Below are 22509 nucleotides of genomic sequence, written 5' to 3'. Positions count from 1 at the left end.
CACCGCCCGGAGGGCGCGGCCTGTCGGATAGCGACGCAATCGGTCGTTTTCGACGGCCGGGCCGCGCTATGCCATGGAATCGAGCCAGCCCGGAAGCGCGCCGATATCCGTCAGCACCGCATCCGCCAGCGGGGCAAGGTCGGCGCGCCCCGCCGGGCCGGTCAGCACACCGACGCAGCGCATGCCCGCGGCGCGTCCGGCCTGCAGGTCGTGGGTGCTGTCGCCGACCATGACGCAGCGCTCGGGCGGAACCGCCATCCGGTCGGCGCAAGCCCAGAGCGGCCCGGGATCCGGCTTGGCCCCGAACCCGCTATCGAATCCGGCGATCATGTCGAAGCGGTCCAGCACCCCCACCGCGCCCAGATGCGCCCGCGCCACCGATTCCGCATCGTTGGTCATCACCGCAAGCCGCAATCCGCGCGCGCGCAAACCGCCAAGGACGGACGGCAGATCGGCGGCGGGCGCCAGCGGCGCGCGGCTGGCCTTTTCCGCCAGGTCCCGCTCCAGCCGGTCCACATCGGCCCCCGGCAGGGCGCTTGCCAGGATCTCCGCCGCTTCGCGATGAGTGCCCGCGATGATGGCGCTTTCGGGCCGAAAGGATCTGCTCTCCAGATCGAACTGCGCCGCGTCCGCCAGCCGGACCAGCACCTGCGCATCGCCCTCCGACAAGTCCGCCAGCACCCCCGCCGCCCAGACATCCCATGTGGCGCGGAAATCGAAAAGCGTGCCGTCCTTGTCAAAGACGACCCCCGCGATGCCGCCGCCGGTCACGTCCAATGCACCTGCTCGGCGCCAGGCAACGCCGCGCGGGCGCGCATCGGCATGTCATAGGCCAGCTCCTGCGCATCGCAGAACTGCACGATCCAGGTGTCGTCCATCAACAGAAAGTCCAGCACCGAGGCCTGAAACACCGGATCCTGAAGATTCTCGCGGAAATCCGACGTCGAGGCGCCGGTCGCCCCCATGAAAACCGGCAGCAATTCGTCATTGGCGGCCAGCCAGGCCATCGCCTGCAGGCCGACGACTTCGGCAATTTCGCGCGATGGCAGCATCTTTATGGACTTTCGAAAGGGTTTTTTAACCAAGCTCAATAAGAACTGGAGTCGACGCGCGGATCAAGCCGTGATCCGCGGCACCGAGGAAACCCAATGCCCGGACGGATCCTGATTGCCGACCCGATCGCGACGAACCGCATCATGATGCGGGTGACGCTGGAAGAGGCGTATTACGACGTGAGTGTCGCGGCGACCGGCAAAGAGGTCATGACCCATGTCGCCGAACACCCCACGGATCTGGTGATCGCCGCGCAGGAGTTGAGCGATGTCACCGGGGCAGAACTCTGCGAAATGCTGCACGCGACCCGCATCGCGGCGGCGCTGCCGGTCATTCTGCTCTGCGACGGGCCGGGACCGCAGGCCTGCTGTGACGCGTTGGCCGGCGGCGCGGACGACTGCCTGCCGCGGCCCGTGGACGATCTGGTCCTGTTGGCGCGGATGCGCAGCCTGCTACGGTCACGCGACGCCGAGGCCGAGCTGCGCCTGCGCGACGACACCCAGCGCGCCCTCGGACTGGCCGAGGATCAGGCCGAATTCGCCGCACCGCCGCGGGTCGTCTTCATCGCACCGGCGGGGGCGAATGACCTTGACCCGGTGATCGACGCAGTGCGGCAACGTCTGCGCGGAAAATTCTCGCAGATGTCGCCGGAGGCGGCGATGCGCGATCCCGACGGCACGGCGGATGTCTTCGTGATGATCGAAGACCCCCGCTCCAGTGGTGCCACGCTCAGCCTTCTGTCCGAAATGCGGGCGAATACCGCGACGCGGCACGCGGCGATCCTCTATGTCGCCAACGGCGCCCAGACGGCCAGCGCCGCCACCGCGCTCGATCTGGGGGCGAACGACCTGATGGCGAACGGGCTTTACGCCGACGAGCTGATCCTGCGGCTGCAGCGGCAGGTGACCCGCAAACGCACCGCCGACCGGCTGCGCGCGAACATGCAAGTCGGTCTGCGCGCGGCGCTGACCGATCCGCTGACCGGGCTTTACAACCGCCGCTACGCGCTGCCGCATCTCGACCGGCTGGCCCGCACCGCGCATCACCGCGGACGCGAGGCCGCCGTTCTGGTGATCGACCTCGATCACTTCAAGGCGATCAACGACACCCATGGTCATGCCGCCGGCGATCAGGTGCTGACCGCCGTCGCCCGGCATCTCGGCGACCGGCTGCGCGCCGCCGACCTCGTGGCCCGGCTGGGGGGCGAAGAATTTCTCGTGGTCATGCCCGACGCCGACGCCGACAGCGCCCTGCGCATCGCGAAACGGCTGTGCAGCTCGCTGTCGCGGCTGCGGGTCCCCGCGCAAGGGTTGTCGCCGCCGCTGCGGGTCACTGCGTCTCTGGGCGTGGCGGTCACCGATCCGGGCGTGGCCGTTACCGGCGCCGACCTGATCCAGCGCGCCGACCGCGCCATGTACCGCGCCAAGAAAAACGGCCGCAACCGGGTGGAAATAGACCGCCCGCCACCCGCACGCGACACCACCGTGCCGCCCATGCCGCTGGACCGGGCGTTGCAGAACCGGGCCTGAAACGGTGGCCTAATCCCTCGGCTGCCAGGCCTTTGCGCGCCGTGACAGCCGGTCGATCTCTTGATCCAGCCGGTCGGCGAAGGCGGCGCGGTCCTCGGCGCTCATATTGCTCAGAAAGTCGATCATGACCCTGCGGCCGATCTCCTGACGGGTCTGCGCTTGCCGCGCCTGGCCCTCCAGAACGGCTTCGAGTGCGGCGCGGTCGAAGGGTTCGGCGCGCAGCGCGGCACTGGCCGCGACGTACCCCTGCGCCAGCGCGCCGCGTTCCGGCCGGTTGGCCAGGAATTCGCGCCGCAACGCGCGCCGCAGGGTGCCGCGCTGTTCGTCCCCAAGCGCGCGGGCATAAGGTGCTGCGAAATCACGGTCGCGCGGTCCGCGATCCGGCCCGCCGCGCCAGTACATCCCCGCCGCGATCCCGGCGATCAGCAGGTTGAGCGCCAGCGACGCGAACAGCACCGCCCGGATCCATCCCGTCATCCCGCGCTTCGGCCCGGTTGCGTCCGCCATCGCCTATCCTTCCACCAATACGAAATCGAAGCCGCTGACCGGGTCGAGCGTGTCGCCCGTCAGTTCCGCCGCCGACGCCGGCCACAGGCCGGCCACCGAGGCCGGTGGGCTGACCCCGATCCAGAGCCCCACGCAGGCCGAGGCCGCCAGCCCCGCAAAGGCCGGCCAGCCCCCCAACGCCTGGCGCAGATCGGCCCAAAGGCCTGACGGAACCGCGCCCGCCCGGCGCGGCCGGGCCAGCGCCGCCTGCTCGGCCAGCGCATCCGCCTCGATCCGCGCCAGCAGATCGCCCGGCGGCAGCGGCGCCGCGTCGCGGGCGGCGGCGAAATACTCCTCAAGGCCGGTATCCGGCTTGCGCTTGTCAGTCGTCATCGTCGAACCCCAATTCCTCGCGCCGGCCCGAAAGCAGCAGTTCCAGCCCGCGTTTCCCACGCGCCGTGAGACTTTCCACGGCGCGCGGACCGATGTCCATGATGCGCGCGATCTCGGGGTTGGTCAGCCCCTCGATATGGCGCAACACCACCGCCTGCCGCTGCCGTTCGGGCAATCGCATCAGCGCCTCCTGCAGCGCCGCCCCCCGGGCCTTGTCCTGCAAGCGCAACGTGGCGGATGCGGCGTCGTCCGCCGGTTCGGGCACCGAGGCAAGATCGACCGCCGCGCGCGACCGGCGGCGCAGCCGGTCGGTGCAGAGATTGGCCGTGACGCGGTAAAGCCAGGTCGTGACCTGCGCCTCGCCGCTGCGCCAGTCCGGTGCGATGCGCCAGAGCCGCAGCATGGCCTCCTGCGCCACGTCCTCGGCCTCGGTGGTATCGCCGAGAAGCCGCGCGGCATGGGCATAGACCCGCGGCGCCAGCCGCGCGGTCAGGGCCCGGGCCGCGGCGGGCTCGCCTTTGGCGAAGGCCGCCAGAAGCGCCTCGTCGGTCTGATCGTTCATGGCGTCCAGCGGCATGTCCATGCAGTCACGGCTAACGGTTCGCGCGCCCGCGGGCAACGCTGCCCCGGCCCGGATCGCGCCGGGCCGGGGCCGGGCCTGTCAGTCGCGGTGCATCTTGCGTCCGCCGTGGCCGTCACGGCCCCCGTGCCCGCCGCGCATCTGGCGCATGTCGGCCATTTCTTCAGGGCTCAGCGCGCCGTCGCCGTCGCTGTCCAGCCGCTCGATCAACAGCGCAGGATCGCGCCGGCCCTGCAGCTCTTCAATGCTCAGCCTGCCGTCGTCATCGGCATCCATGCGCGACATCATCCGCCCGATGCGCCCGGCGCGCCGTTCGTCCGCCATCGCCTCGGCATGGGCGGTCAGCTCGGCCTCGGTCACAAAGCCATCGCCGTCGGCGTCCATCTCGGCAAAGCGTGCGGCGCGGTGCGCCTCAAGCTCGGCCAGGGTGACCTGCCCGTCGCCATCCGCATCCAGCATGGCGAAATCCGGGCCGCGCTGGCCGCCCTTGCCGCCATGGGCCGAGGCCCCGACCGCCCCGAGGCCGAGAAAGAGCGCGCAGGCCGTGCCGAGAATCAGTGTCTTTTTCATAATGTCATCTCCTGTTTGACGTTCAGAACCGCGGCCCTCCGGCGCGTGGTCATGAAGGCTCAAACGAGGCACGGCGCGGGTTCCGTCGGTCGTCCCGATCACGTCCGCGTGATTTGCGACATCCGGACGCAAGGACAACTTGGCCCATTCCGTTCGGCCCGGCCTCTGGTGCATTTTCCGCCTACGAGTAGCGAGAGATGCGATGACCGAAACGTCCCGGAAAACGGAGGACCGGCCCACCCTCCCCGCGGTCTGGAAAGGCTGGCGCCGCCGCTGTCCCAATTGCGGCAGCGGGCCCTTGCTGCGCGGCTATCTCAAGGTGCGCGACACCTGCCCGGTCTGCCGCGAAGAGCTGTATCATCACCGCGCCGACGACGGCCCGGCCTATCTGACGATCCTGCTGGTGGGCCACCTGATGGCGCCGCTGCTGCATCTGGTCTTCGTCACCTGGCGGCCCGAGCCCTTGATCCTGTTCACGATCTTCGCGGTTGGATGTATCGGATTGTCTCTGTATCTTCTGCCCCGACTGAAAGGGGTGATCGTCGCGATCCAGTGGTCGCGCTACATGCACGGGTTCTCGCGCCCAGCATGACCGCCCCGGGGCAGGAAAGGCCGGGCATGAGTGAAACCACCGACAAGACCGCGATCCGCGATGCGTCCACCGTCATCGTGCTGCGCGACCGCGCCACCCGTCCGCGCATCCTGATGGGGCAGCGCGGATCGGCGGCGGTCTTCATGCCCGACAAGTTCGTCTTTCCGGGTGGGGCCGTCGACAAGGGCGACGCCTCTGTCCCCCTGGCCCAGCCGCTGCCGCCGCTCTGCGCCGCGCGGCTGGACGAAGATGCCACGCCGGGGCGCGCCACCGCGCTGGCCGCCGCCGCCATCCGCGAGTTGTGGGAGGAGACCGGCCAGATCCTCGGCACGCCCGGGGCCTGGCCGGGCGAGGCGCCGCCGGACTGGCAGGGGCTTGCCCAGCGCGACCTGCTGCCCAGCGCCGCCGAGCTGCAATTCGTCTTCCGCGCCATCACGCCGCCCGGCCGCCCGCGCCGCTTCGACGCGCGGTTCTTTCTGGTCGATGCCGATGCGCTGGCGACCGATCCCGACGATTTCTCGGCCGCGTCGGACGAATTGCGCCACCTGCAGTGGATCGCGCTGGACGAGGTGCGCGGCTTTGACCTGCCCTTCATCACCGAGGTCGTTCTGGCCGAGGTCACAGCAAGGGTGCACGACACCGCGCCTCCCCTGTCGGTGCCGTTTTTCCGCAACGACGATGAGGAAAGCCTGTTCCTGCGCCTGCGCGGCGTGCCGATGACGGACTGACCCCGGGGTCGCTACAAGAGCAGCACGAGCAACAGGATCGACAGGGTCAGGAACCCGATGCCCGCCAGCTCGCGCAGGGTAGGGCGTTCGCGGAAGAACAGGACCGAGGCCAGCAACGAAAAGATCAGCTCGACCTGGCCCAGCGCCTGCACATAGGCCGCCGTTTGCAACGTGTATGCGGTGAACCACCCCAGGCTGCCCGCCATCGATGTCAGCCCCAGCCAGACCGCCGTGCGGCGCGCGCGCCAGACGGCGGTGATCTGCCCCGGCTCGCGCCAGCGCAGCCAGAGCGACATGGCCAGGGTCTGCACACTGGTCACGCAAACCAGCGTCACCCCAGCGCGCACCAGCGGGTCGGCGCTGTCGAGGCTCAGCGACGCGCCGCGATACCCCACGGCGGAAATGGCGAAGAAAAAGCCCGAGGCCAGCCCAAGCGCCACCGCCCGCGTGCCGATCCGCCTCAGCAGGTTGCCCTGAAGCCCCGGCGTGTCCGACAGCATCAGAACGCCCAGAAGGCCGATCAGGATCGCCCCCCAGCCGCCCGCGCTGATCTCTTCGCCGAGAACGATCAGGCCCATGATCGCGGTTTGGATGACCTCGGTTTTCTTGAAGGTGATGCCGACCGCGAAATTGCGCGTCCGGAACAGCGCGATCACAAAGGATGTCGCCAGGATCTGCCCCAATGCCCCCGCCAGCGCATAGGCCCAGAAGACCGCCGACAGGTCCGGCACGGCCGCGCCGCGCGCCGCCAGGTAGGCGCCCACCACCACCCAGGCGAAGCGCGCAAAGGTGCTGCCGGTGGTCGACAACGCGCCCATGCTCAGCACCTTGTGCAGCATGAACCGCAGCGTCTGGAAAAACGCCGCCGACAGGGTGACGGCAATCCACAAATCCATGCGCCGCCTTATGCGCCCCCGTCAGGGCGAAGGCCATAGCGGATGTGGCACCGGATCCTTGGCTTTCAGAAAGTGCCTGCGGAAGACCTCGGCGTAAGAGGCATAGCGATAGCCTTCGTTGCGGCTGAGGTAACGCGCGCGGTTGGCGCGATAGAGCCCGGGCAGGCGATACCAGGGCACCGCCGCGTGCATGTGGTGCACCACATGCAGGTTGTTGTTGAGAAAGAGCAGCGCCAGAGGGCCGCGATCCTCGATGATGACCGTCCGGCCCCGGGCGCGTTCATGGGCCTGATGTTCCAGAAAGGTGCGGATCTTGAGGACCCCCAGCGCGGCATAGACCGACAGGCCCCACGCCCAGAGCGGCATCGCCGCGACCTGGGTCATCCAGACCAGAACCACCGCCACCGCCGGCAGGTGCAGCGCCCAGCCCAGCGCCACCCGGGCGTCGCCCCGCCGCATCCGCCGCCAATCCTCGCGCATAAAGGCCGCCTGCCCCAGCAACGGCCCCACGATCAGCCGCCCGGCCAGCGTGTTGTTGACCGTCATCAGCCTTTGCCCCCAACGCGGCAGCCGGACCCAGACCGCCGGGTCGAGGTAATTGCTTTCGGGGTCGTCGTAGGGATCGGTCAGGATCGCATCGCGGTGATGCGCCAGATGGGTGTCGCGGAACCGCAGATAGGGCACCACGACACTCAGCGCCGGAAACACCAGCGCCGCATTCAGCCGCGCCGACCGGAACGGGTGCCCGTGCAGCGCCTCATGGCTCAGCGACGAATGCAGCGCGGTGGCCAGAACGGTCAGCGCCATACCCAGCGGCAGCCAAAGCGCGGCGGCCCAGGTCGTGCCGATGGCCCAGAGCGCATAGCACCCCGCCAAAAGGGCCAGCGTCGGCCATTCCACAGCGCGCCAGCGCCGCTGCGGCGCAGATCTCATGCCTATCCCCCAAAAAATCTCTTTTGCCTGCGCGAGACGCTAGCAAGGCCCCCATCCCCGGCCCATTCCGAAAACAGTTAACAAAAGCCCGCAACCGGGATAATTATCACCACATGAGCCAAATCATCGACAAAACCCGCCGCGCCCGTCTGTTCCGCGACCGGCTGGCCGCCGCCATGTCCTCGGGCGGGGTCACGCAAAGCGGGCTTGCGCGCGCGATCGGGGCCGACCGTTCGACCATCTCGCAGCTCTTGGCGGATGACGGCGCGCGCCTGCCCAACGCGCAGATCGTCGGGGCCTGCGCACAGGCGCTGGGGGTATCCGCCGACTGGCTTCTGGGCCTGTCGGAGCGCCCCGAAAGCGCCGCCGATCTGCTCGCCACCTCGCTGACGCTGACCGCGGCCCGCCGCGCGCTGGTGGACGAGACGATCTTTGCCTGGCACCGCGAGGCGCAGGGCTACAAGATCCGCCACGTGCCGGCCACCCTGCCCGACATGCTCAAGACCCGCGCGGTGCTGGAATGGGAATACGGGCCGCATCTGGGCAAGACCACGACGCAGGCGATCAACGCCTCAGCGGACCGGCTGGCCTGGATGCAGCAGTCGCGCTCGGATTACGAGATCGCCATGCCGCTTTACGAGGTCGCCAGCTTTGCCGCCGGAACTGGTTATTACGACGGGCTGCCCCCGGACATCAGGCAAGCGCAGATCGACCATATCCTCGACCTCTGCGACCGGCTTTATCCACGCCTGCGGATCTACCTCTTCGATGCACGGCGCATCTTTTCCGCCCCGGTCACGGTGTTCGGGCCGCTCTTGGCGGTGCTCTATGTCGGGCGCATCTACCTGTCCTTCCGCGATACCGAACGGGTCTCGGCGCTGACGACACATTTCGACCAGCTGGTGCGCGAGGCCACGGTGACCGCCCGCGCCTTCCCTGACCATCTTCGCGCCTTGCGCCCGGCGTGACAGCGGATAGGCTCTGGGGACCCTCATCAGCGAAAGACCCGACATGAGCGATTTTGTCAGCCTGCTGGGCGTCAAGGGCGGCCCGGCGATCCGGCCCGGATCGAACATGCCCACGGCGATCCTGCTGCGCATGGGCGGGCGCACTATTCTGGTGGACGCGGGGCTGGGTGCTGCGCGGGGCGTCTGCGATCAGGGCGTGGCGCTGACGCAGATCGATATGATCCTGATCACACACCTGCATTCGGACCACTACCTCGAGCTCGGCCCGCTTCTGCACACCGCCTGGACTGCCGGGCTGAACCGCACGGTGCCGGTCTACGGCCCCCCGGGGACCGAGACCTACTGGCAGGGCTTCCTCGCCTCCATGGCCTTCGACATCGAACTGCGCATCCGCGACGAGGGCCGCCCCGATCTGGCGCAGCTGGTGCGTTTCCATACCCTTGAACCGGGCGAGGTGCTGAACGACGACGGCCTGAGCGTAACCGCCCTGCGCAACTGCCATCCGCCCATCGAAGACAGCTTCGCCCTGCGCTTCGACGCGAACGGCAAAGCGGTCGTCCTGTCCGGCGACACCGCCCCGCTGCCCGGTCTGGCCGAATTCTGCGCCGGGGCGGATCTGCTGGTCCACGAGGCCATGCTGACCGAGGGCGTCGATCTGCTGATGCAGCGCATGACCAATGGCGACGACCGCCTGCGCAGCCACATCCTGCGCAGCCACACCGACGCCGCCGACGTGGGCCGCCTGGCCTCTGAGGCCGGGGTCAAGAGGCTGGCGATCAACCACATGGTGCCCGACGGTTTTGCCGAATTCACCGAGGACGACTGGCGCGCCAAGGTCCGCCGGCACTGGGACGGCCCGCTTGAGATCGGCCGCGACGGGATGCGCCTGACGCTCTGACGGCCCGCGGCAGCCAGGCATGGACATGCGCGCCGCCTTGGGCTATCTGCCGGGCCTTCACACGGCCTGATGCCGTTTCTCCGATTGGACCAATTCCCCATGATCCCGACCCTGTCAGACGCCCTCGCCGAGCGCGGGTTCGACACGCTGACCGATGTGCAACAAGCCGTCACCGCCCCCGACCTGGTAAAGGCCGATCTGCTGGTTTCCGCCCAGACCGGATCGGGCAAGACCGTGGGATTCGGCCTGGCCATCGCGCCGACCCTTATGGGCGAGGCTGCGCATCTGGGCCCGCCCGCAGCACCCCTTGCGCTGATCGTCGCGCCGACGCGCGAGCTGGCGATGCAGGTCAGCCGCGAACTGGCCTGGCTTTTCGGCAAGGCCGGGGCGCGCGTGGCCACCTGCATCGGCGGCATGGACGCGCGCGACGAGCGGCGCGCACTGGAACGCGGCGCGCATATCGTCGTGGGCACGCCGGGGCGGCTTTGCGATCACATCAACCGCGGCGCGCTCGATCTGGCCGACATCCGCGCCATCGTGCTGGACGAGGCGGACGAGATGCTGGACCTCGGCTTTCGCGAGGATCTGGAATTCATCCTGGGCAAGGCCCCCGAGACCCGGCGCACGCTGCTCTTTTCGGCCACCGTGCCGCCCTCTATCGCGGCGCTGGCCAAGCAGTTCCAGCGCGATGCGGTTCGGGTCACGACCCTGTCCAAAGGCAACCAGCACGCCGATATCGCCTATCAGGCGATCCAGGTCGCGCCCGCCGATACCGAACATGCGGTCATCAACCTGCTGCGCTTTCACGACGCGCCCACGGCCATCGTCTTTGCCAACACCCGCGCCACCGTCGCCCGGCTGACCGCGCGACTGGCCAATCGCGGCTTTGCCGTCGTCAGTCTGTCGGGCGAGCTCAGCCAGGACGAGCGCAGCCACGCGCTGCAGGCCATGCGCGACGGCCGGGCGAAGGTCTGCGTGGCCACCGATGTGGCCGCGCGCGGCATCGACCTGCCGAACCTCGATCTGGTGGTCCACGCCGATCTGCCGAACAACACCGAGGCGCTGCTGCACCGCTCGGGCCGCACCGGGCGCGCGGGCCGCAAGGGGATCTCGGCGCTGATCGTGCCCGACAAGGCGGCCAAGAAGGCCGAGCGCCTGCTGAAATGGGCCAAGATCGAGGCCGAATGGCGCGCCGCCCCCAGCCCCGAGGACATTCGCGCGCTCGACGAAGCGCGGCTTTTGTCCGACCCCGCGTGGGACACCGAACTGAGCCCCGAAGAGGCCGCCTTTGCCGCCGCGCTGCTCGAGCGGCACAAACCCGAAGAGATCGCGGCTGCCTGCCTGCGGCTCTATCGCGCGGGGCTGTCGGCCCCCGAAGAACTGGGGCTGCGGTCGGCCCCCGCGCCGCGCGCCGCGTTTGGCCCTTCGGGCTGGCTGGCGCTGTCGGTCGGACGCGACGCCGGGGCCGAGCCGCGCTGGATCCTGCCGCTGCTCTGCCGCACCGGCAACATCGAGAAGTCCGCGATCGGCAAGATCAGGGTGACCCCACAGGAAACCTATGTCGAAATCGCCGAAGCTGCGATCCCCGCGCTGCGCGACCGTCTGAGCGCGGGCGGCGTGCTGGAGCGTGATATACGTGCCAGGCTGCTCGACGCCCCGCCCCAGGAGGCGACATCGGCGCAGCCCCGCACCCCGCCGCGCCCGCCCAAAGGCCCGGCGCCACGTCGTGACGGCCCCAGAACACCGGCGCGCCGCACCGGTGACGACACCACTGACGCGCCGCCTGCGGCACGCGACGAACGGCCCGTGGCCAAACGCGCCCCGCGCCCGGCCGACAGCCCCGCACCCCGTCGCGAAGGGCCAAAGAAACCAGCGCCCCGACCCGGTGACGGCGCAAGAAGCACCCCACCCGCCGCGCGCAAGGAAGGTCGCCCCCACGGCCCCGCAACCAAAGGGAAAAAGCCGAAGCCCGCAACGGACACCGCCCCGGGAAAGCCGCGCCACAAAAAGCCCGGCGGGCCCAAGCCCGATGTCGCGGCCAAGCCCAAAGGCCCGCAATCCAAACGCCGGCCCGACGCCAGCGACCCGTCAAAGTCGCTGGGGCGCGCCGGGGCGAAGCGGCGGCAGACGACGGCCCGGGGCGGCGACGCCCCGCCGCGCCGCAAGGGCTGAAAGGTCAGTTACTCGGGGCCGGTTGAAAGAGGGTCGCGTAACGGTCGCGAAGGATGTTCTTTTGCACCTTGCCCATGGTGTTGCGCGGCAATTCGTCGATCACCAGCACTTTGCGCGGATGCTTGTAGCGCGCCAGCGTCTCGGCGCAGGCCGCGGTAATCGCCTCCGGGTCCGGTGTCTCGCCCGGCTGCGGCACGATCAGCGCCAGCACGGTCTCGCCGAAATCCGGATGCGGCACGCCGATGACGGCGGACTCCAGCACGCCGGGCTGGTCGTCGAGCAGCAGCTCGATCTCCTTGGGGTAGATGTTGTAGCCGCCCGAGATGATCAGGTCCTTGTTGCGCCCCACGATCTGCACATAGCCATCCGCGTCGAGCCGCCCAAGATCGCCGGTGATGAAGAACCCGTCCTCGCGCAGCTCGGCGGCGGTCTTTTCGGGCATCTGCCAATAGCCCTTGAACACGTTCGGACCGCGCACCTCGATCTGGCCGACCTCGCCCTGCGCCACCTCGGCCCCGGTTTCGGGATCGCAGATCTTGAGCTCGACCCCCGGCAGCGGAAAACCCACGGTGCCCGCGCGGCGCTCGCCGTCATAGGGGTTCGAGGTGTTCATGTTGGTCTCGGTCATGCCGTAGCGTTCGAGGATACGGTGCCCCGTGCGGGCCTCGAACTGGCGGTGGGTGTCCTCCAGCAAGGGGGCCGAGCCGGAAATAAAAAGCCGCATGTGTTGCGCCAGATCGCGGGTGAAGCGCGGATCGTCCAGCAGACGCGTGTAGAAGGTCGGCACCCCCATCATCGAAGTGGCGCGCGGCAGGGCGTCGAGGATCTGCTCGAGATCGAATTTGGGCAAAAAGATCATCGCCCCACCCGCCGCCAGGGTCACGTTGGTGGCGACGAAAAGCCCGTGGGTGTGAAAGATCGGCAGGGCGTGCAGAAGCACGTCGTCGGCGGTGAAACGCCAGTGGTCGACCAGCGTCTCGGCGTTCGACAGCAGGTTCGCCTGGGTCAGCATCGCCCCCTTCGAGCGCCCGGTGGTGCCCGAGGTGTAGAGGAAGGCGGCAAGGTCGTCCGCCTCGCGCGGGACGGTGTCGAAGCTGTCGGGTTCGTCATCCGCCGCCGCCGTCAGACTGCCGGTGCCGTCCCCCGCCAGCGTGTCGAACCGCGCGCCCAGCTTTTCCGAAAGCGCGCCCAGCTCGTCCGCGCGCGCCGGGTCGCCCACCACCAGCTTGGCGCCGCTGTTCTCGATGAAATAGCTCAGCTCGTCGGTGGTGTAGGCGGTGTTCAGCGGCAAAAACACCACCCCGGCCTGCGCGCAGGCGGCATAAAGCGCCAGCGCCTCGGGCGATTTCTGCACCTGCGCCGCCAGCCGGTCACCCGGCTTCAGCCCGCGCGCGGTCAGCACATGGGCGATCTGCGCGGCGCGGCGCAGAAAGGCGTCATGGGTCAGCGTGCCGCCATCGGGCAAGTGCAGAAACGGCGACATGCGGCCGGCGTGGCATCCGAAAAGACGGTCATAAAGCGGGTTGGACATGGTCTTGGTCCTCAGGCGGGGATGCGGTCAGAAAGCGCGGCCAGCGTGCGCACCTCGGCGGGGGCCGGGATCGCGCGGTCGGTCGCGTAGCGTTCGTGGTTCTGCGCGACGGCGGCGGGATCGTAAAGGTAATTCACCATCGCCCCGCCCGATTGGGCGCGGCCCTTGTCGGACGTGTCGGCATCAGCGTGCAGGGCGTGCACCTCGGCCCCGTTGCCGAGATGAAAGCGCGCCACCGGATCGCGCGGCCGGCCCCGACCATCCTTGGCGTGCAGCAGGTAATGCGCGGCCAGCGCGCGCATTCGCTCGGGGTCGTTGACGTCGTAAGGCAGGCCGGTTTCCTCCAGCCAGGCCACCAGTCCGGGGATGGGCGACAGGGTGACGAAGGTCCGCAACCCCGGCAGTTCGATGGACAGATCCGCCACCACCTGCTTGATCAGCGAATTGCCAAAGGAAATGCCGGCCAGCCCGGCCTGGCAATTGGAGATCGAGTAGAACACCGCCGTGTCCGCCTGATCGGGCGTGGCCGACATGCGGTCGGGCGACAGCAGCGCCTGGATCGAGCCGGGAATGCCGCCGGTCAGCGCCACCTCGACGAAGATCAGCGGCTCGTCGGGCATCGCGGGGTGAAAGAACGCGAAACAGCGGCGGTCGGGCGGTTCCAGCCTGAGCCTCAGATCGTCCCAGCTGTCGATGCTGTGCACGGCCTCATAGGCGATGATCTTGTCGAGGATATGCGCCGGGCTTTCCCAGCTGATCGGGCGCAGCACCAGAAAGCCGCGGTTGAACCAGCTGGCGAAGAGATGTCGGAAATCCTGGTCCAGCGCCTCCAGCGCCGCCTCTCCATCCGACAACCGCAGCAAATCGGCACGCATCCGGACCAGCGCGCCGGTTGCCCCCGGCACCTGGTTCAGCCGCCGGATCAGCTCCTGTCGCGGGGGTTCGGCGGCGGACATGAAGGCGCGGTAGCTGGCACGGCCCGGCCGCGCCTCGTAGGCCGCGAGGCTGTCGCGCACGGCCTCGGGCGAGATGTCCATCTCGGTTGCGAGATGCCGGAAGAAGGCCAGCTTGTCGGCGTCGCTCATGCCTACGAACCGGGTCAGGATCGCCCGCGCGCTGGCCAGCCCCGTCACCTCGCCCGAGGCACCCACCAGGTCGAGGCACAGGGCCTCGATCGGGCGGGTGTCGTTTGTGTCGGGCTCGGACGAGCGGAAGCGCCGCTCGAACACCGTCGACAGCAGATCGGCGAAAAGCGTCACCGCCCCGGCCCCATCACCGCGTCCGGCAGCCAGGTGGCCAGCCCCGGGAAGAGGCAGAGCAGTACGATTGCCAGAACCATGCAGGCCACGTAGGGCAAGGACCCCACGAGGATCGTGCGCAGCGAGATGTCCGGCGCGATGCCGTTGATGACATAAAGGTTCAGACCCACCGGCGGGCTGATCAGGCCGATCTCCATGTTGATGGTCAGCACCACGGCGAACCAGATCGGATCGAAGCCCGCCGTTGTGATGATCGGCAGCAGGATCGGCGCGGCCATCAGGATCACCGCCACCGGCGGCAAAAAGAACCCAGCGACCAGCAGGAAGAGGTTGATCGCCCCCATCAGCACCCAGCGGTTCACATCCAGCGTGCCGATCCATTCGGCGATGCTCTGCGTGATGAAGAGCGAGCTCAGCATGTAGCTGAAGACACCCGCCGCGGCGATGATGAAGAGGATCATCACCGATTCCTTGGTGCTGTCGCGCAGCACCACCCACAGATCGGCCGGGTTCCAGAGCTTGTAGATCACCACCGCGATCACGAGGCAGAGCAGCGCGCCCACCGCCGCGGTTTCCGACGGCGTCGCGATGCCGCCGTACATGGCGTAAAGCACACCGAGGATGATCAGCAGGAAGGGCAGAACGCGGGGCAGGATCTCGAACCGTTCGCGCCAGGTGTAGCTGCCTGCGCTCAGCACAGACGCATTGCCCGACCGCCACGTCGAATAAAGCGACCACGCCATGAAGAGCCCCACCAGCATCATCCCCGGGATGACGCCCGCTAGGAACAGCCTCCCGATAGAGGTTTCGGTGGCGATGCCGTAGACGATCATCGTGACCGATGGCGGGATCAGGATGCCCAGCGTGCCGCCCGCCGCGATGGACCCGGCGGCCACCGCATCGGGATAGCCGCGCTTGCGCATCTCGGGTATGCCCATCTTGCCGATGGCCGCGCAGGTGGCGGGGCTCGACCCGGACATCGCCGAGAACAGCGCACAGGCCCCGAGGTTAGACACCACCAGCCCGCCGGGCACACGGGTCAGCCAGCGCTCGAGCGCCTCGTAAAGATCGGCCCCAGCCCGGGTCGAGGCGATCGCCGCGCCCATGATGATGAACATCGGAATCGACAGCAGCGCGAAATTGTCGAGCTTGCCGAAGAGGATCTCGGGCATCAGTTCGAGCGACCGCATCCCGTCGAAGGCGATCAGAAAGCCCCCCGACACGATCAGCAGCCCAAGCGCCACCGACACGCCCGAAAAGAGCACCATAATGGTGACAGCCGCCACCAATGCGCCAAGCAGAAGCGGATCCATCAGGCGTCCTCCAGTCCGAAGGGGGTGTCGATGCCTTTCAGCACCGCGAAAAGATCGGCCACCAGTTGCAGCAGCAAAAGGCCAAAGCCGACCGGGATCGACAGATAGGGGATCCAAAGCCGGACACCCCAGACCGTGTCGGACCGCCAGCCGCGCTCCCAGGCGAAATGCCAGTAGTCATAGCCGTAATAGAGCATCACGCCGACGATCAGGATGCTGACCGACAACGTCAGCACACAAAGCGCAAAACGCGCGCGCTTCGGCAAGGCGAGCGGGATCAGATCGACGTTCACATGTCCGCGCAGCCGCTGCACATAGGGCAGCCCGATCAGCGTCGCGGCGATGACCAGATAGACCACCGCCTCGGTCTGCCAGACGGTCGAGCCGTTCAGCACGAAGCGGATAAAGATCATCTGGCAGGTGATCACCACCGCCGCCACGATCATCCCGGCGGAACACCACCCGGCGACAGTGGAAATTGCGGCAACGAGGCGCAAAAAGGGATTGTTGCCCGTCGGCGCGACGGCCGCTGAACTCTGGACAGCCATGACCGGCCTCCGATGTCGTCAGTCAGAAAGAATGAAGGGGGCGGGCGATGCGCCCACCCCGACAGCGCTGATGCGCTTATTCGACGGCCAGCGCCATATCCAGCAGCGCCTGCCCGTCCGGCACTTCGTCGACGAAGGCCTTGTACGAGGTTTCCTGCGCAATCGTGCGCCAGGCGTTGAAATCGTCCTCGGACATCTGCGCGATCTCGACACCGGCCTCACGGAACACGTCGACCGACGCGGCGTCCTCTTTCTTGGCCTCTTCGAGGTAGAAGGCCTCGGCCTTTTCGGCGCCGGCCAGAAGAGCTGACTGCTGCGCTTCGGTCAGCCCGTCGAAGGTGGATTTGTTCATCAGAAGCGGCTGATACATGAACCACAGCGCCACGTCGCCCGCGGGAGTGTAGCATTTCACCTGCTCGTAGATGCGGTAGCTGACGAACGAGCTCGACGAGGTGTTGGCGGCGTCCAGAACGCCGGTCTGCATGGCGTTGTAGATTTCCGACGACGCCATCGAGGCGATCGACGCGCCCGCGCCTGCCAGCATCTGCTCGAACGCCTTGCCCGCGGCGCGGGTTTGCAGGCCCTGCACGTCGTCTGGCCCGGTGATGCAGCCTTCGGTGCCCGCAAAGCCGCCGGCGAGGTAGCCATGCACCAGCACCATCACGTCGTCCTGCGCCATCTTCTCTTCCAGCGCTTCCATGAAGGGGCTCGCGGACAGGCGCGCGGCGTGATCGTGGTTCTTCACCAGACCGGGCATCAGGGTCAGGTTGTAGGCGGGCTGCTGGCCGCCGGCGTAGCTGAGCGGCAGAACCGTCATGTCAAGCTGGCCGCGGCTGAGCGGCTTGTACTGCTCGCGCGCCTTGAACAGCGACTGCGACGGGAAAATCTTGATGTCGAGATCGACGCCCGCGGCGGCAACCTCGTCGGCGACGATCTGCGCCACCTGATGGCGGACGTCGCTGTTGGACCATTGATGCGACAGGCGCAGCTCGGCGGCCGATGCGGCCTGCGCGCCCAGTGCCAGAGCAAGCGCTGCGGCGGACAATTTGGTGCGGATATTCACGGTGTCTTCCTCCCTGATCGGTGCCCGATTCTTCCCGGGTCGGCCCTAGGCCTGCCAGAACGTGTATCCGCAGTCAAACTTTTTGTATACAAGAAGGGAATTGTTGTGAGCACGGTTGACCTGTGCTAGGGGCGATCTATGGAACGCAAACGCGCAGACATCATCGCCGACCGGCTGGAGGGCATGATCTTCGAAGGCTCCTTCGCCGATGGCGACCGGCTGGACGAGGTGCAGCTTGCGCGGCAATTCGAGGTGTCGCGCACGCCCATTCGCGAGGCGTTTCAACGGCTTGCCCTCTCGGGCCTGGTCGAGCAGATCCCACGTCGCGGGGTCTTTGTGCGCCAGCCCGGCCCGGTCGAGCTGATGGAAATGTTCGAGGTCATGGCAGAGCTTGAATCCGTCTGCGCCCGGCTTGCGGCGCGGCGCATCAGCGATGCGGCGCTGGCCGATCTGCGCGACACCAACATCCGCTGTCAGCAGGCCGTCTCTGCCGAAGATGCCGATGGATACTACGCCGAGAACGAGCGCTTTCACCGCATCATCTACCGCCAGTCCGGCAACGGGTTTCTGGAACAGGAATGCCTGCGGCTGCACAAACGGCTGAAACCCTTCCGTCGGGTGCAGCTGCGGTTTCGCGGGCGGCTGAGGCAATCCATGGCCGAGCACGAAAACATCGTCGCCGCGCTCGAGGCGGGCGACGGCGACACCGCCGCCACGGTCATCCGCGACCACGTCGCGGTGCAGGGCGAAAAATTCCACCACCTGATCGCCAGCCTGCGGCCCGCCGCCGAATAGCGCGCGCGCCGGGTTGCGGGATGCGCCCGGGCAGGCTGTCCGGGTGATCTGATCCGAGGTGCCGGGTCGGGGCCCGGGACCGTGTTGCGCGTGATTTGGACCCCGAAGCTAAAGCTGGCGCAGCAGCCCCTCGGCGGTCTCTTCGATCAGGGTCAGGGCGCCGTCGAAATCGCGGGTGAAATAGGGGTCGGGGACGTGATCCGCCCCGGTATCCGTGTAATCGGTGAAAAGCCGCAGTCGGGCGCGTGCCTCGGGCGGGCGCATCGCCTCGAGGTCGCGCAGGTTCTCGGAATCCATGGCCAGGATCAGGTCGAAGGCATCGAAATCGCGCACGGCCACCTGCCGCGCCCTGAGCCCCGACAGATCGTATCCCCGCGCCCGCGCCGCCGCCTGCATCGGTCCGTAGGGCGGTTTGCCGATATGCCAGTCCCCGGTGCCCGCGCTGTCTATGGTCAGATCGACGCCCGCGCGCGCCGCCTTGGCGCGCAGAACGCCCTCGGCGCTGGGCGAGCGGCAGATATTGCCGAGGCAGACAAAGAGGATACGATGCGTCATGTTTTCAGGACCCCTGAGGCGGATGCGAGACGGATCATGGACCAGAGCGGAAAGATTGTCATCCTGACCGGCGCGGGTCTGTCGGCCGAAAGCGGGCTGGGAACGTTCCGCGACGAGGGCGGGCTTTGGGCGCAGCACCGGATCGAGGATGTCGCCACGCCCGAGGCGTTCCAGCGCAACCCCGATCTGGTCCACGCCTTCTACAACGCGCGCCGCGTTCAGGCCGCCGCCGCGTCACCGAATGCGGCGCATCATGCCCTGGCGCGGCTGCAAAGGGACTGGCCCGGCGAGGTGGTGATCGTCACGCAGAATGTGGACGGCCTGCACGAGGCGGCGGGGGCCGAGGCGATCCATATGCACGGCGCGCTGGCGGGCGCGCTATGCGCCGCCTGCGATCACCGCTGGACCGCGCCACCGGAAATGACCGGCGGCGACCTCTGCCCCGCCTGCGCCGCGCCGCAGACCCGGCCCGATATCGTCTGGTTCGGCGAGATCCCCTACCGCATGGAAGAGATCATCGGGCATCTGGGCCAATGCGGCCTTTTCGCGGCCATCGGCACCTCGGGGCAGGTCTATCCCGCCGCCGGTTTTGTCGAGGAGGCGCGCCTTGCGGGCGCGCGCACCATAGAGCTGAACCTGGCGCGGTCCGATGTGTCCGGCGCGTTCGACGATCACCTGACCGGCCCCGCGACCGAGATCGTCCCGGCCTGGGTGGCGCGCCTGACCGGCGCGCCCTGACGGCGCTTAGCGGTCGAGTTGCACGGGGACGTCGATCGTGATGTCGCCCGCCTTCTCAAACGTCAGCGTCACGGTCACGGTCGGCCCCTCGGCAAAGCCGCCCGCGAGCCCCATGAACATGACGTGATCCGCGCCGCGTTCCAGCACATGGGTGCCGCCGGCGGGGATCACAAAGCCATCCTCGACATGGCGCATCTTCACGACGCCATTGGCGTCGGCGATGTGGGTGTGCAATTGCACCATGGGCGCGGCGTCAGAGGCGGCGCCGATCAGGCGGTCGTCCTCGTCGCCGGTGTTTTCGATGACCATGAAGGCCGCGCCGGTCTTGGCGCTGGCCATGGCGCTGCGCGCATAGGCGTCGGTGATAACGATATCGGCCCATGCGGGCATGGCGATCAGCAGCGCAGCCGCGCCGCCCAGAAGCGTGTGGAGTTTCATATCCGGAATTCCTTTGGTGTGGTGTCTGTCAAAGAGGTGTCAGACACCCACCGGAGGCCCGCGCGCCCTGGGCCCCGGAGGCGGGGCCGGCACGGGGGCAAGCGCCGGATCGCGGTGAAAGACGCGCTGCCAGACCAGCGTCGGCTGCGGCGGCACGAAGAGGTCGCCCTCGGCCACGAAGAGCGTGGCGTCGGGGCACAGATGCACCGATTCGACCGGCTGGCCCTCGGCATCCACCATGATTGTGACCACCGTCTGGCCCATGCAGATGACCATTTGGCCGACCGGCATGGCCTGCCCGCGCGCAACGGCCATCTGCAGGCTCGTCACCGCAAGCGCCAGCACCATCGCCAGCCCTGTCAACCTGTGCAGGATCGCTTTCATGTCAGCTCAGATAGACATTCCGCTGGCAGGCGCAAAGCGACAAAAGGAAACAGCCCCGTCGCCGGTGGCGCGGGGCTGTTCAAACCGTCGGGGTCGTGAGGATCAGGCGGTTGCGGCCTGCGCCTTGGCGATCTCTTTCTTGACCTTCAGCGCGTTCGCCGAAAGCTCGGTATCCTTGGCCTTGGCCAGGTACTTGTCGAGGCCGCCACGATGATCGACGCTGCGCAGGGCCGAGGCCGAGATGCGCAGCTTGATGCCGCGGCCCAGCGTTTCGGACTGCAGGGTCACGTCGTTCAGGTTGGGCAGGAAACGGCGCTTGGTCTTGTTGTTGGCATGGCTGACGTTATTGCCAGTCATCGGGCCCTTACCGGTCAGTTCGCAGACGCGCGACATGGGTTCATCCTCATCTTACGTGATGGCAAAAAGCGGGTTCTGCCAAAATCAAAGGGCGCGGTCGTGCCACGCCCGGAATCTCGTTTGCAGGCTGTTACGATGCGACGGGGGAATCGTCAAGGCCAAGGTTGCAGGATCGCACCCCCGCGTGGCGTTCAGTCGTCCAGATGGCGCGCCAGCATCTCGCGCGCGGCCTCGGCGGGAAGCATGCGGCCCTCGGCCACCTCCTCGGAAAGACGATCCATGGCCGCCCGTGCCTCGCCGGTGTCGAGACGCGCCAGAAGCGCGCGGCGCACCTCTTCGCCGAACCAATAGCGCGCCTGCGCCCGGCGGCGGGCATCGAAATGCCCGTTGTCCCGGCGCCAGGCCGCAAGCGCCTGCATCTCGTCCCAGGCCTGTGCCAGCCCAGCCTCTTCCAACGCCGAGACGGTCAGCGCCTTGGGAAAGCCCGGCGGATCCTGCGGACGCTTGCGCAAGAGCCGCAATGCGCCGGCGTAATCGGCGCAGGTGCGGGTGGCGGTGGCCTTGAGCTCGCCATCGGCCTTGTTGACGAGGATGATGTCGGCCATCTCCATGATGCCGCGCTTGACGCCCTGCAATTCGTCGCCCCCCGCCGGGGCCAGCAGCAGCACGAAAAGGTCCGACAGCTCGGCCACCACGGTTTCCGATTGCCCGACGCCCACGGTTTCGATCAGCACCACGTCGAACCCCGCCGCCTCGCACAGAAACGTCGCCTCGCGCGTGCGGCGCGCCACCCCGCCGAGGGTCGACTGGCTGGGCGAAGGGCGGATAAAGGCGTGCGGATCGCGCGAAAGCCGCTCCATCCGGGTCTTGTCGCCCAGGATCGACCCACCCGAACGCGCCGAGCTGGGATCGACCGCCAGCACCGCAACCCGCAGGCCCTGACCGGTCAGCATCATGCCGAAGGCTTCGATGAAGGTCGATTTTCCGACACCAGGCGTGCCCGACAGGCCGATGCGCAGGGCGGTGTTGCCATGCTCCTTGAGCCGCGCCAGCAGCTCGGTCGCCTGGTCGCGGTGATCGGCGCGCGCGCTTTCCACAAGCGTGATGCCGCGCGCCAGCGCCCGGCGTTCGCCCTTCGAGATACGCGTCGCGAGATCGCTGATGTCCATGCCGCCCGATCCGTCTTTTGCCAGCCCAAATGGCCCGGCAGGGACCGGTTTGTCCACCCCCCGGGTGGATCAGGCGGCGACGTCGGGCTGCGGTAGGATGCGGACGCCCGCGATGCGCCATTCGCCGTCTTGCAGGACCATTTCGTAGCCCAGAACATGTGTCGCGCCGCCGGCGTCGCGGAGGATGACAGTCTGCCAGAGCGCGCCATCCACTTCGCGCAACGCGCCAAAGCGCACGTCCTCGGGCCGCCAGACCATCGGATAGCCGCGCCGCACCATCAGCCCGAAGTTCTCCGGCGTGCCGAAAAGGCTCTGGATCATCGGGCTGGCAAAGGTGAAGGCCCTGGCGAGATCGTCTTGCAGGAAGGCGTCGATCTGGCTTTGGATCGTGGCCTCGATCCGGGGATCGGGGGCCACGGCCTCCTGTGCGTCAATGCTGTGCGCCGACACCATCGTGGCGGCCAGAATTGCCAGAACCCAGCGCTTCATCGCATTTCCCTCCGAAACGTTGCTGTTTGAAGGGTAGCGCGCAACGAACGCGAGGAAAGGCCGCAAGGGCTT

Annotated in this window: 27 protein-coding genes; 8 read left to right on the top strand and 19 right to left on the bottom strand. The window is 67.9% G+C overall.

The annotated features are described in order from the left end of the window. Positions 1-66: 66 nt before the first annotated feature. A complete protein-coding gene (locus RXV88_RS01675; protein WP_316290105.1) occupies positions 67-771 on the bottom strand; it encodes an HAD family hydrolase in 705 nt (234 codons plus the stop codon). Next, positions 768-1052: a DUF3572 domain-containing protein gene (locus tag RXV88_RS01670; RefSeq protein ID WP_316290104.1), complete on the bottom strand. Its 285-nt coding sequence runs from the start codon at positions 1050-1052 to the stop codon at positions 768-770. Before RXV88_RS01670 ends, RXV88_RS01675 begins: the two co-directional genes overlap by 4 nt. A 96-nt stretch (positions 1053-1148) precedes the next feature. Between RXV88_RS01670 and RXV88_RS01665 the strand changes: the two genes are divergently transcribed. Then, positions 1149-2582: a diguanylate cyclase gene (locus RXV88_RS01665; protein ID WP_316290101.1), complete on the top strand. Its 1434-nt coding sequence runs from the start codon at positions 1149-1151 to the stop codon at positions 2580-2582. A gap of 9 nt (positions 2583-2591) precedes the next feature. Here RXV88_RS01665 and RXV88_RS01660 read toward each other — a convergent pair whose 3' ends face one another. The 4 genes from RXV88_RS01660 to RXV88_RS01645 form a co-directional block, all read right to left on the bottom strand. Continuing rightward, positions 2592-3089: a periplasmic heavy metal sensor gene (locus RXV88_RS01660; RefSeq protein WP_316290099.1), complete on the bottom strand. Its 498-nt coding sequence runs from the start codon at positions 3087-3089 to the stop codon at positions 2592-2594. A 3-nt stretch (positions 3090-3092) separates the two neighbouring features. After that, positions 3093-3461 (bottom strand): hypothetical protein, encoded by a 369-nt coding sequence (locus RXV88_RS01655; RefSeq protein ID WP_316290096.1) that lies wholly within the window; start codon positions 3459-3461, stop codon positions 3093-3095. Further along, positions 3451-4044 carry an RNA polymerase sigma factor gene (locus tag RXV88_RS01650; RefSeq protein WP_316290095.1) on the bottom strand — a complete coding sequence of 198 codons (594 nt, stop codon included), beginning with the start codon at positions 4042-4044 and terminating at the stop codon, positions 3451-3453. Before RXV88_RS01650 ends, RXV88_RS01655 begins: the two co-directional genes overlap by 11 nt. 78 nt (positions 4045-4122) lie before the next feature. Then, positions 4123-4611, bottom strand: coding sequence for an EF-hand domain-containing protein (locus RXV88_RS01645; protein ID WP_316290093.1), 489 nt, complete (start codon positions 4609-4611; stop codon positions 4123-4125). Positions 4612-4813: 202 nt separating this feature from the next. On the opposite strand from RXV88_RS01645, the gene RXV88_RS01640 reads away from it, so the two are divergent. Together RXV88_RS01640 and RXV88_RS01635 are read left to right on the top strand one after the other, a co-directional pair. Then, positions 4814-5203: a DUF983 domain-containing protein gene (locus tag RXV88_RS01640; RefSeq protein ID WP_316290090.1), complete on the top strand. Its 390-nt coding sequence runs from the start codon at positions 4814-4816 to the stop codon at positions 5201-5203. A 26-nt stretch (positions 5204-5229) separates the two neighbouring features. Next, the gene (locus RXV88_RS01635) at positions 5230-5931 is read left to right on the top strand and encodes an NUDIX hydrolase (RefSeq protein WP_316290089.1); all 702 of its coding nucleotides are present in this window, start codon (positions 5230-5232) and stop codon (positions 5929-5931) included. A gap of 11 nt (positions 5932-5942) precedes the next feature. Here RXV88_RS01635 and RXV88_RS01630 read toward each other — a convergent pair whose 3' ends face one another. Together RXV88_RS01630 and RXV88_RS01625 are read right to left on the bottom strand one after the other, a co-directional pair. Further along, positions 5943-6827 (bottom strand): DMT family transporter, encoded by an 885-nt coding sequence (locus RXV88_RS01630; protein ID WP_316290087.1) that lies wholly within the window; start codon positions 6825-6827, stop codon positions 5943-5945. A gap of 21 nt (positions 6828-6848) precedes the next feature. After that, positions 6849-7760, bottom strand: coding sequence for a fatty acid desaturase (locus tag RXV88_RS01625; RefSeq protein WP_316290086.1), 912 nt, complete (start codon positions 7758-7760; stop codon positions 6849-6851). A gap of 113 nt (positions 7761-7873) precedes the next feature. On the opposite strand from RXV88_RS01625, the gene RXV88_RS01620 reads away from it, so the two are divergent. From RXV88_RS01620 to RXV88_RS01610, 3 genes are all read left to right on the top strand, one after another. Continuing rightward, positions 7874-8728: a helix-turn-helix domain-containing protein gene (locus tag RXV88_RS01620; RefSeq protein WP_316290084.1), complete on the top strand. Its 855-nt coding sequence runs from the start codon at positions 7874-7876 to the stop codon at positions 8726-8728. 43 nt (positions 8729-8771) lie between these two features. Beyond that, positions 8772-9626 (top strand): MBL fold metallo-hydrolase, encoded by an 855-nt coding sequence (locus RXV88_RS01615; protein WP_316290083.1) that lies wholly within the window; start codon positions 8772-8774, stop codon positions 9624-9626. A 99-nt stretch (positions 9627-9725) separates the two neighbouring features. Then, complete coding sequence (locus RXV88_RS01610) at positions 9726-11798, top strand: DEAD/DEAH box helicase (protein ID WP_316290080.1); 2073 nt, start codon at positions 9726-9728, stop codon at positions 11796-11798. A 4-nt stretch (positions 11799-11802) separates the two neighbouring features. On the opposite strand, the gene RXV88_RS01605 is transcribed toward RXV88_RS01610, so the two are convergent. From RXV88_RS01605 to dctP, 5 genes are all read right to left on the bottom strand, one after another. After that, the gene (locus RXV88_RS01605; protein WP_316290079.1) at positions 11803-13329 is read right to left on the bottom strand and encodes a malonyl-CoA synthase; all 1527 of its coding nucleotides are present in this window, start codon (positions 13327-13329) and stop codon (positions 11803-11805) included. Positions 13330-13340: 11 nt separating this feature from the next. Further along, positions 13341-14588 carry a malonyl-CoA decarboxylase gene (locus RXV88_RS01600; RefSeq protein ID WP_316290078.1) on the bottom strand — a complete coding sequence of 416 codons (1248 nt, stop codon included), beginning with the start codon at positions 14586-14588 and terminating at the stop codon, positions 13341-13343. Then, positions 14585-15901 carry a TRAP transporter large permease gene (locus tag RXV88_RS01595; protein ID WP_316290076.1) on the bottom strand — a complete coding sequence of 439 codons (1317 nt, stop codon included), beginning with the start codon at positions 15899-15901 and terminating at the stop codon, positions 14585-14587. The genes RXV88_RS01600 and RXV88_RS01595 overlap by 4 nt, the downstream gene beginning before the upstream one ends. After that, the gene (locus RXV88_RS01590) at positions 15901-16449 is read right to left on the bottom strand and encodes a TRAP transporter small permease (protein WP_316290075.1); all 549 of its coding nucleotides are present in this window, start codon (positions 16447-16449) and stop codon (positions 15901-15903) included. Before RXV88_RS01590 ends, RXV88_RS01595 begins: the two co-directional genes overlap by 1 nt. 76 nt (positions 16450-16525) lie before the next feature. Next, positions 16526-17506, bottom strand: coding sequence for a TRAP transporter substrate-binding protein DctP (gene dctP / locus RXV88_RS01585; protein WP_316290148.1), 981 nt, complete (start codon positions 17504-17506; stop codon positions 16526-16528). Positions 17507-17650: 144 nt separating this feature from the next. Between dctP and RXV88_RS01580 the strand changes: the two genes are divergently transcribed. After that, positions 17651-18307, top strand: coding sequence for a GntR family transcriptional regulator (locus RXV88_RS01580; RefSeq protein WP_316290073.1), 657 nt, complete (start codon positions 17651-17653; stop codon positions 18305-18307). 108 nt (positions 18308-18415) lie between these two features. Here RXV88_RS01580 and RXV88_RS01575 read toward each other — a convergent pair whose 3' ends face one another. Beyond that, complete coding sequence (locus RXV88_RS01575; RefSeq protein ID WP_316290071.1) at positions 18416-18862, bottom strand: low molecular weight protein-tyrosine-phosphatase; 447 nt, start codon at positions 18860-18862, stop codon at positions 18416-18418. A 36-nt stretch (positions 18863-18898) separates the two neighbouring features. Here RXV88_RS01575 and RXV88_RS01570 point away from each other — a divergent pair, with 36 nt between their 5' ends. Then, the gene (locus RXV88_RS01570) at positions 18899-19600 is read left to right on the top strand and encodes an NAD-dependent deacylase (RefSeq protein WP_316290069.1); all 702 of its coding nucleotides are present in this window, start codon (positions 18899-18901) and stop codon (positions 19598-19600) included. Positions 19601-19606: 6 nt separating this feature from the next. Here the strand turns inward: RXV88_RS01570 and RXV88_RS01565 are convergent, their stop codons facing one another. The 5 genes from RXV88_RS01565 to RXV88_RS01545 form a co-directional block, all read right to left on the bottom strand. Further along, positions 19607-20038, bottom strand: coding sequence for a copper chaperone PCu(A)C (locus RXV88_RS01565; protein ID WP_316290068.1), 432 nt, complete (start codon positions 20036-20038; stop codon positions 19607-19609). Between the two features lie 39 nt (positions 20039-20077). Continuing rightward, positions 20078-20422, bottom strand: a complete 345-nt coding sequence (locus tag RXV88_RS01560; protein ID WP_316290066.1) for a hypothetical protein — start codon at positions 20420-20422, stop codon at positions 20078-20080. 102 nt (positions 20423-20524) lie between these two features. Continuing rightward, positions 20525-20815, bottom strand: a complete 291-nt coding sequence (rpmB, locus tag RXV88_RS01555) for a 50S ribosomal protein L28 (RefSeq protein ID WP_316290064.1) — start codon at positions 20813-20815, stop codon at positions 20525-20527. A gap of 155 nt (positions 20816-20970) precedes the next feature. Continuing rightward, a complete protein-coding gene (gene meaB, locus RXV88_RS01550) occupies positions 20971-21948 on the bottom strand; it encodes a methylmalonyl Co-A mutase-associated GTPase MeaB (protein WP_316290063.1) in 978 nt (325 codons plus the stop codon). A gap of 69 nt (positions 21949-22017) precedes the next feature. Next, positions 22018-22437 (bottom strand): DUF4864 domain-containing protein, encoded by a 420-nt coding sequence (locus tag RXV88_RS01545; protein WP_316290062.1) that lies wholly within the window; start codon positions 22435-22437, stop codon positions 22018-22020. Between the last annotated feature and the right edge of the window lie 72 nt (positions 22438-22509).

Origin of the sequence: Aestuariicoccus sp. MJ-SS9 (genome assembly GCF_032586235.1) — a bacterium.
Lineage (GTDB): Bacteria > Pseudomonadota > Alphaproteobacteria > Rhodobacterales > Rhodobacteraceae > Aestuariicoccus.
The sequence above is the reverse complement of the archived record's forward strand: the minus strand, read 5'-3'. Positions and strand labels throughout refer to the sequence as shown.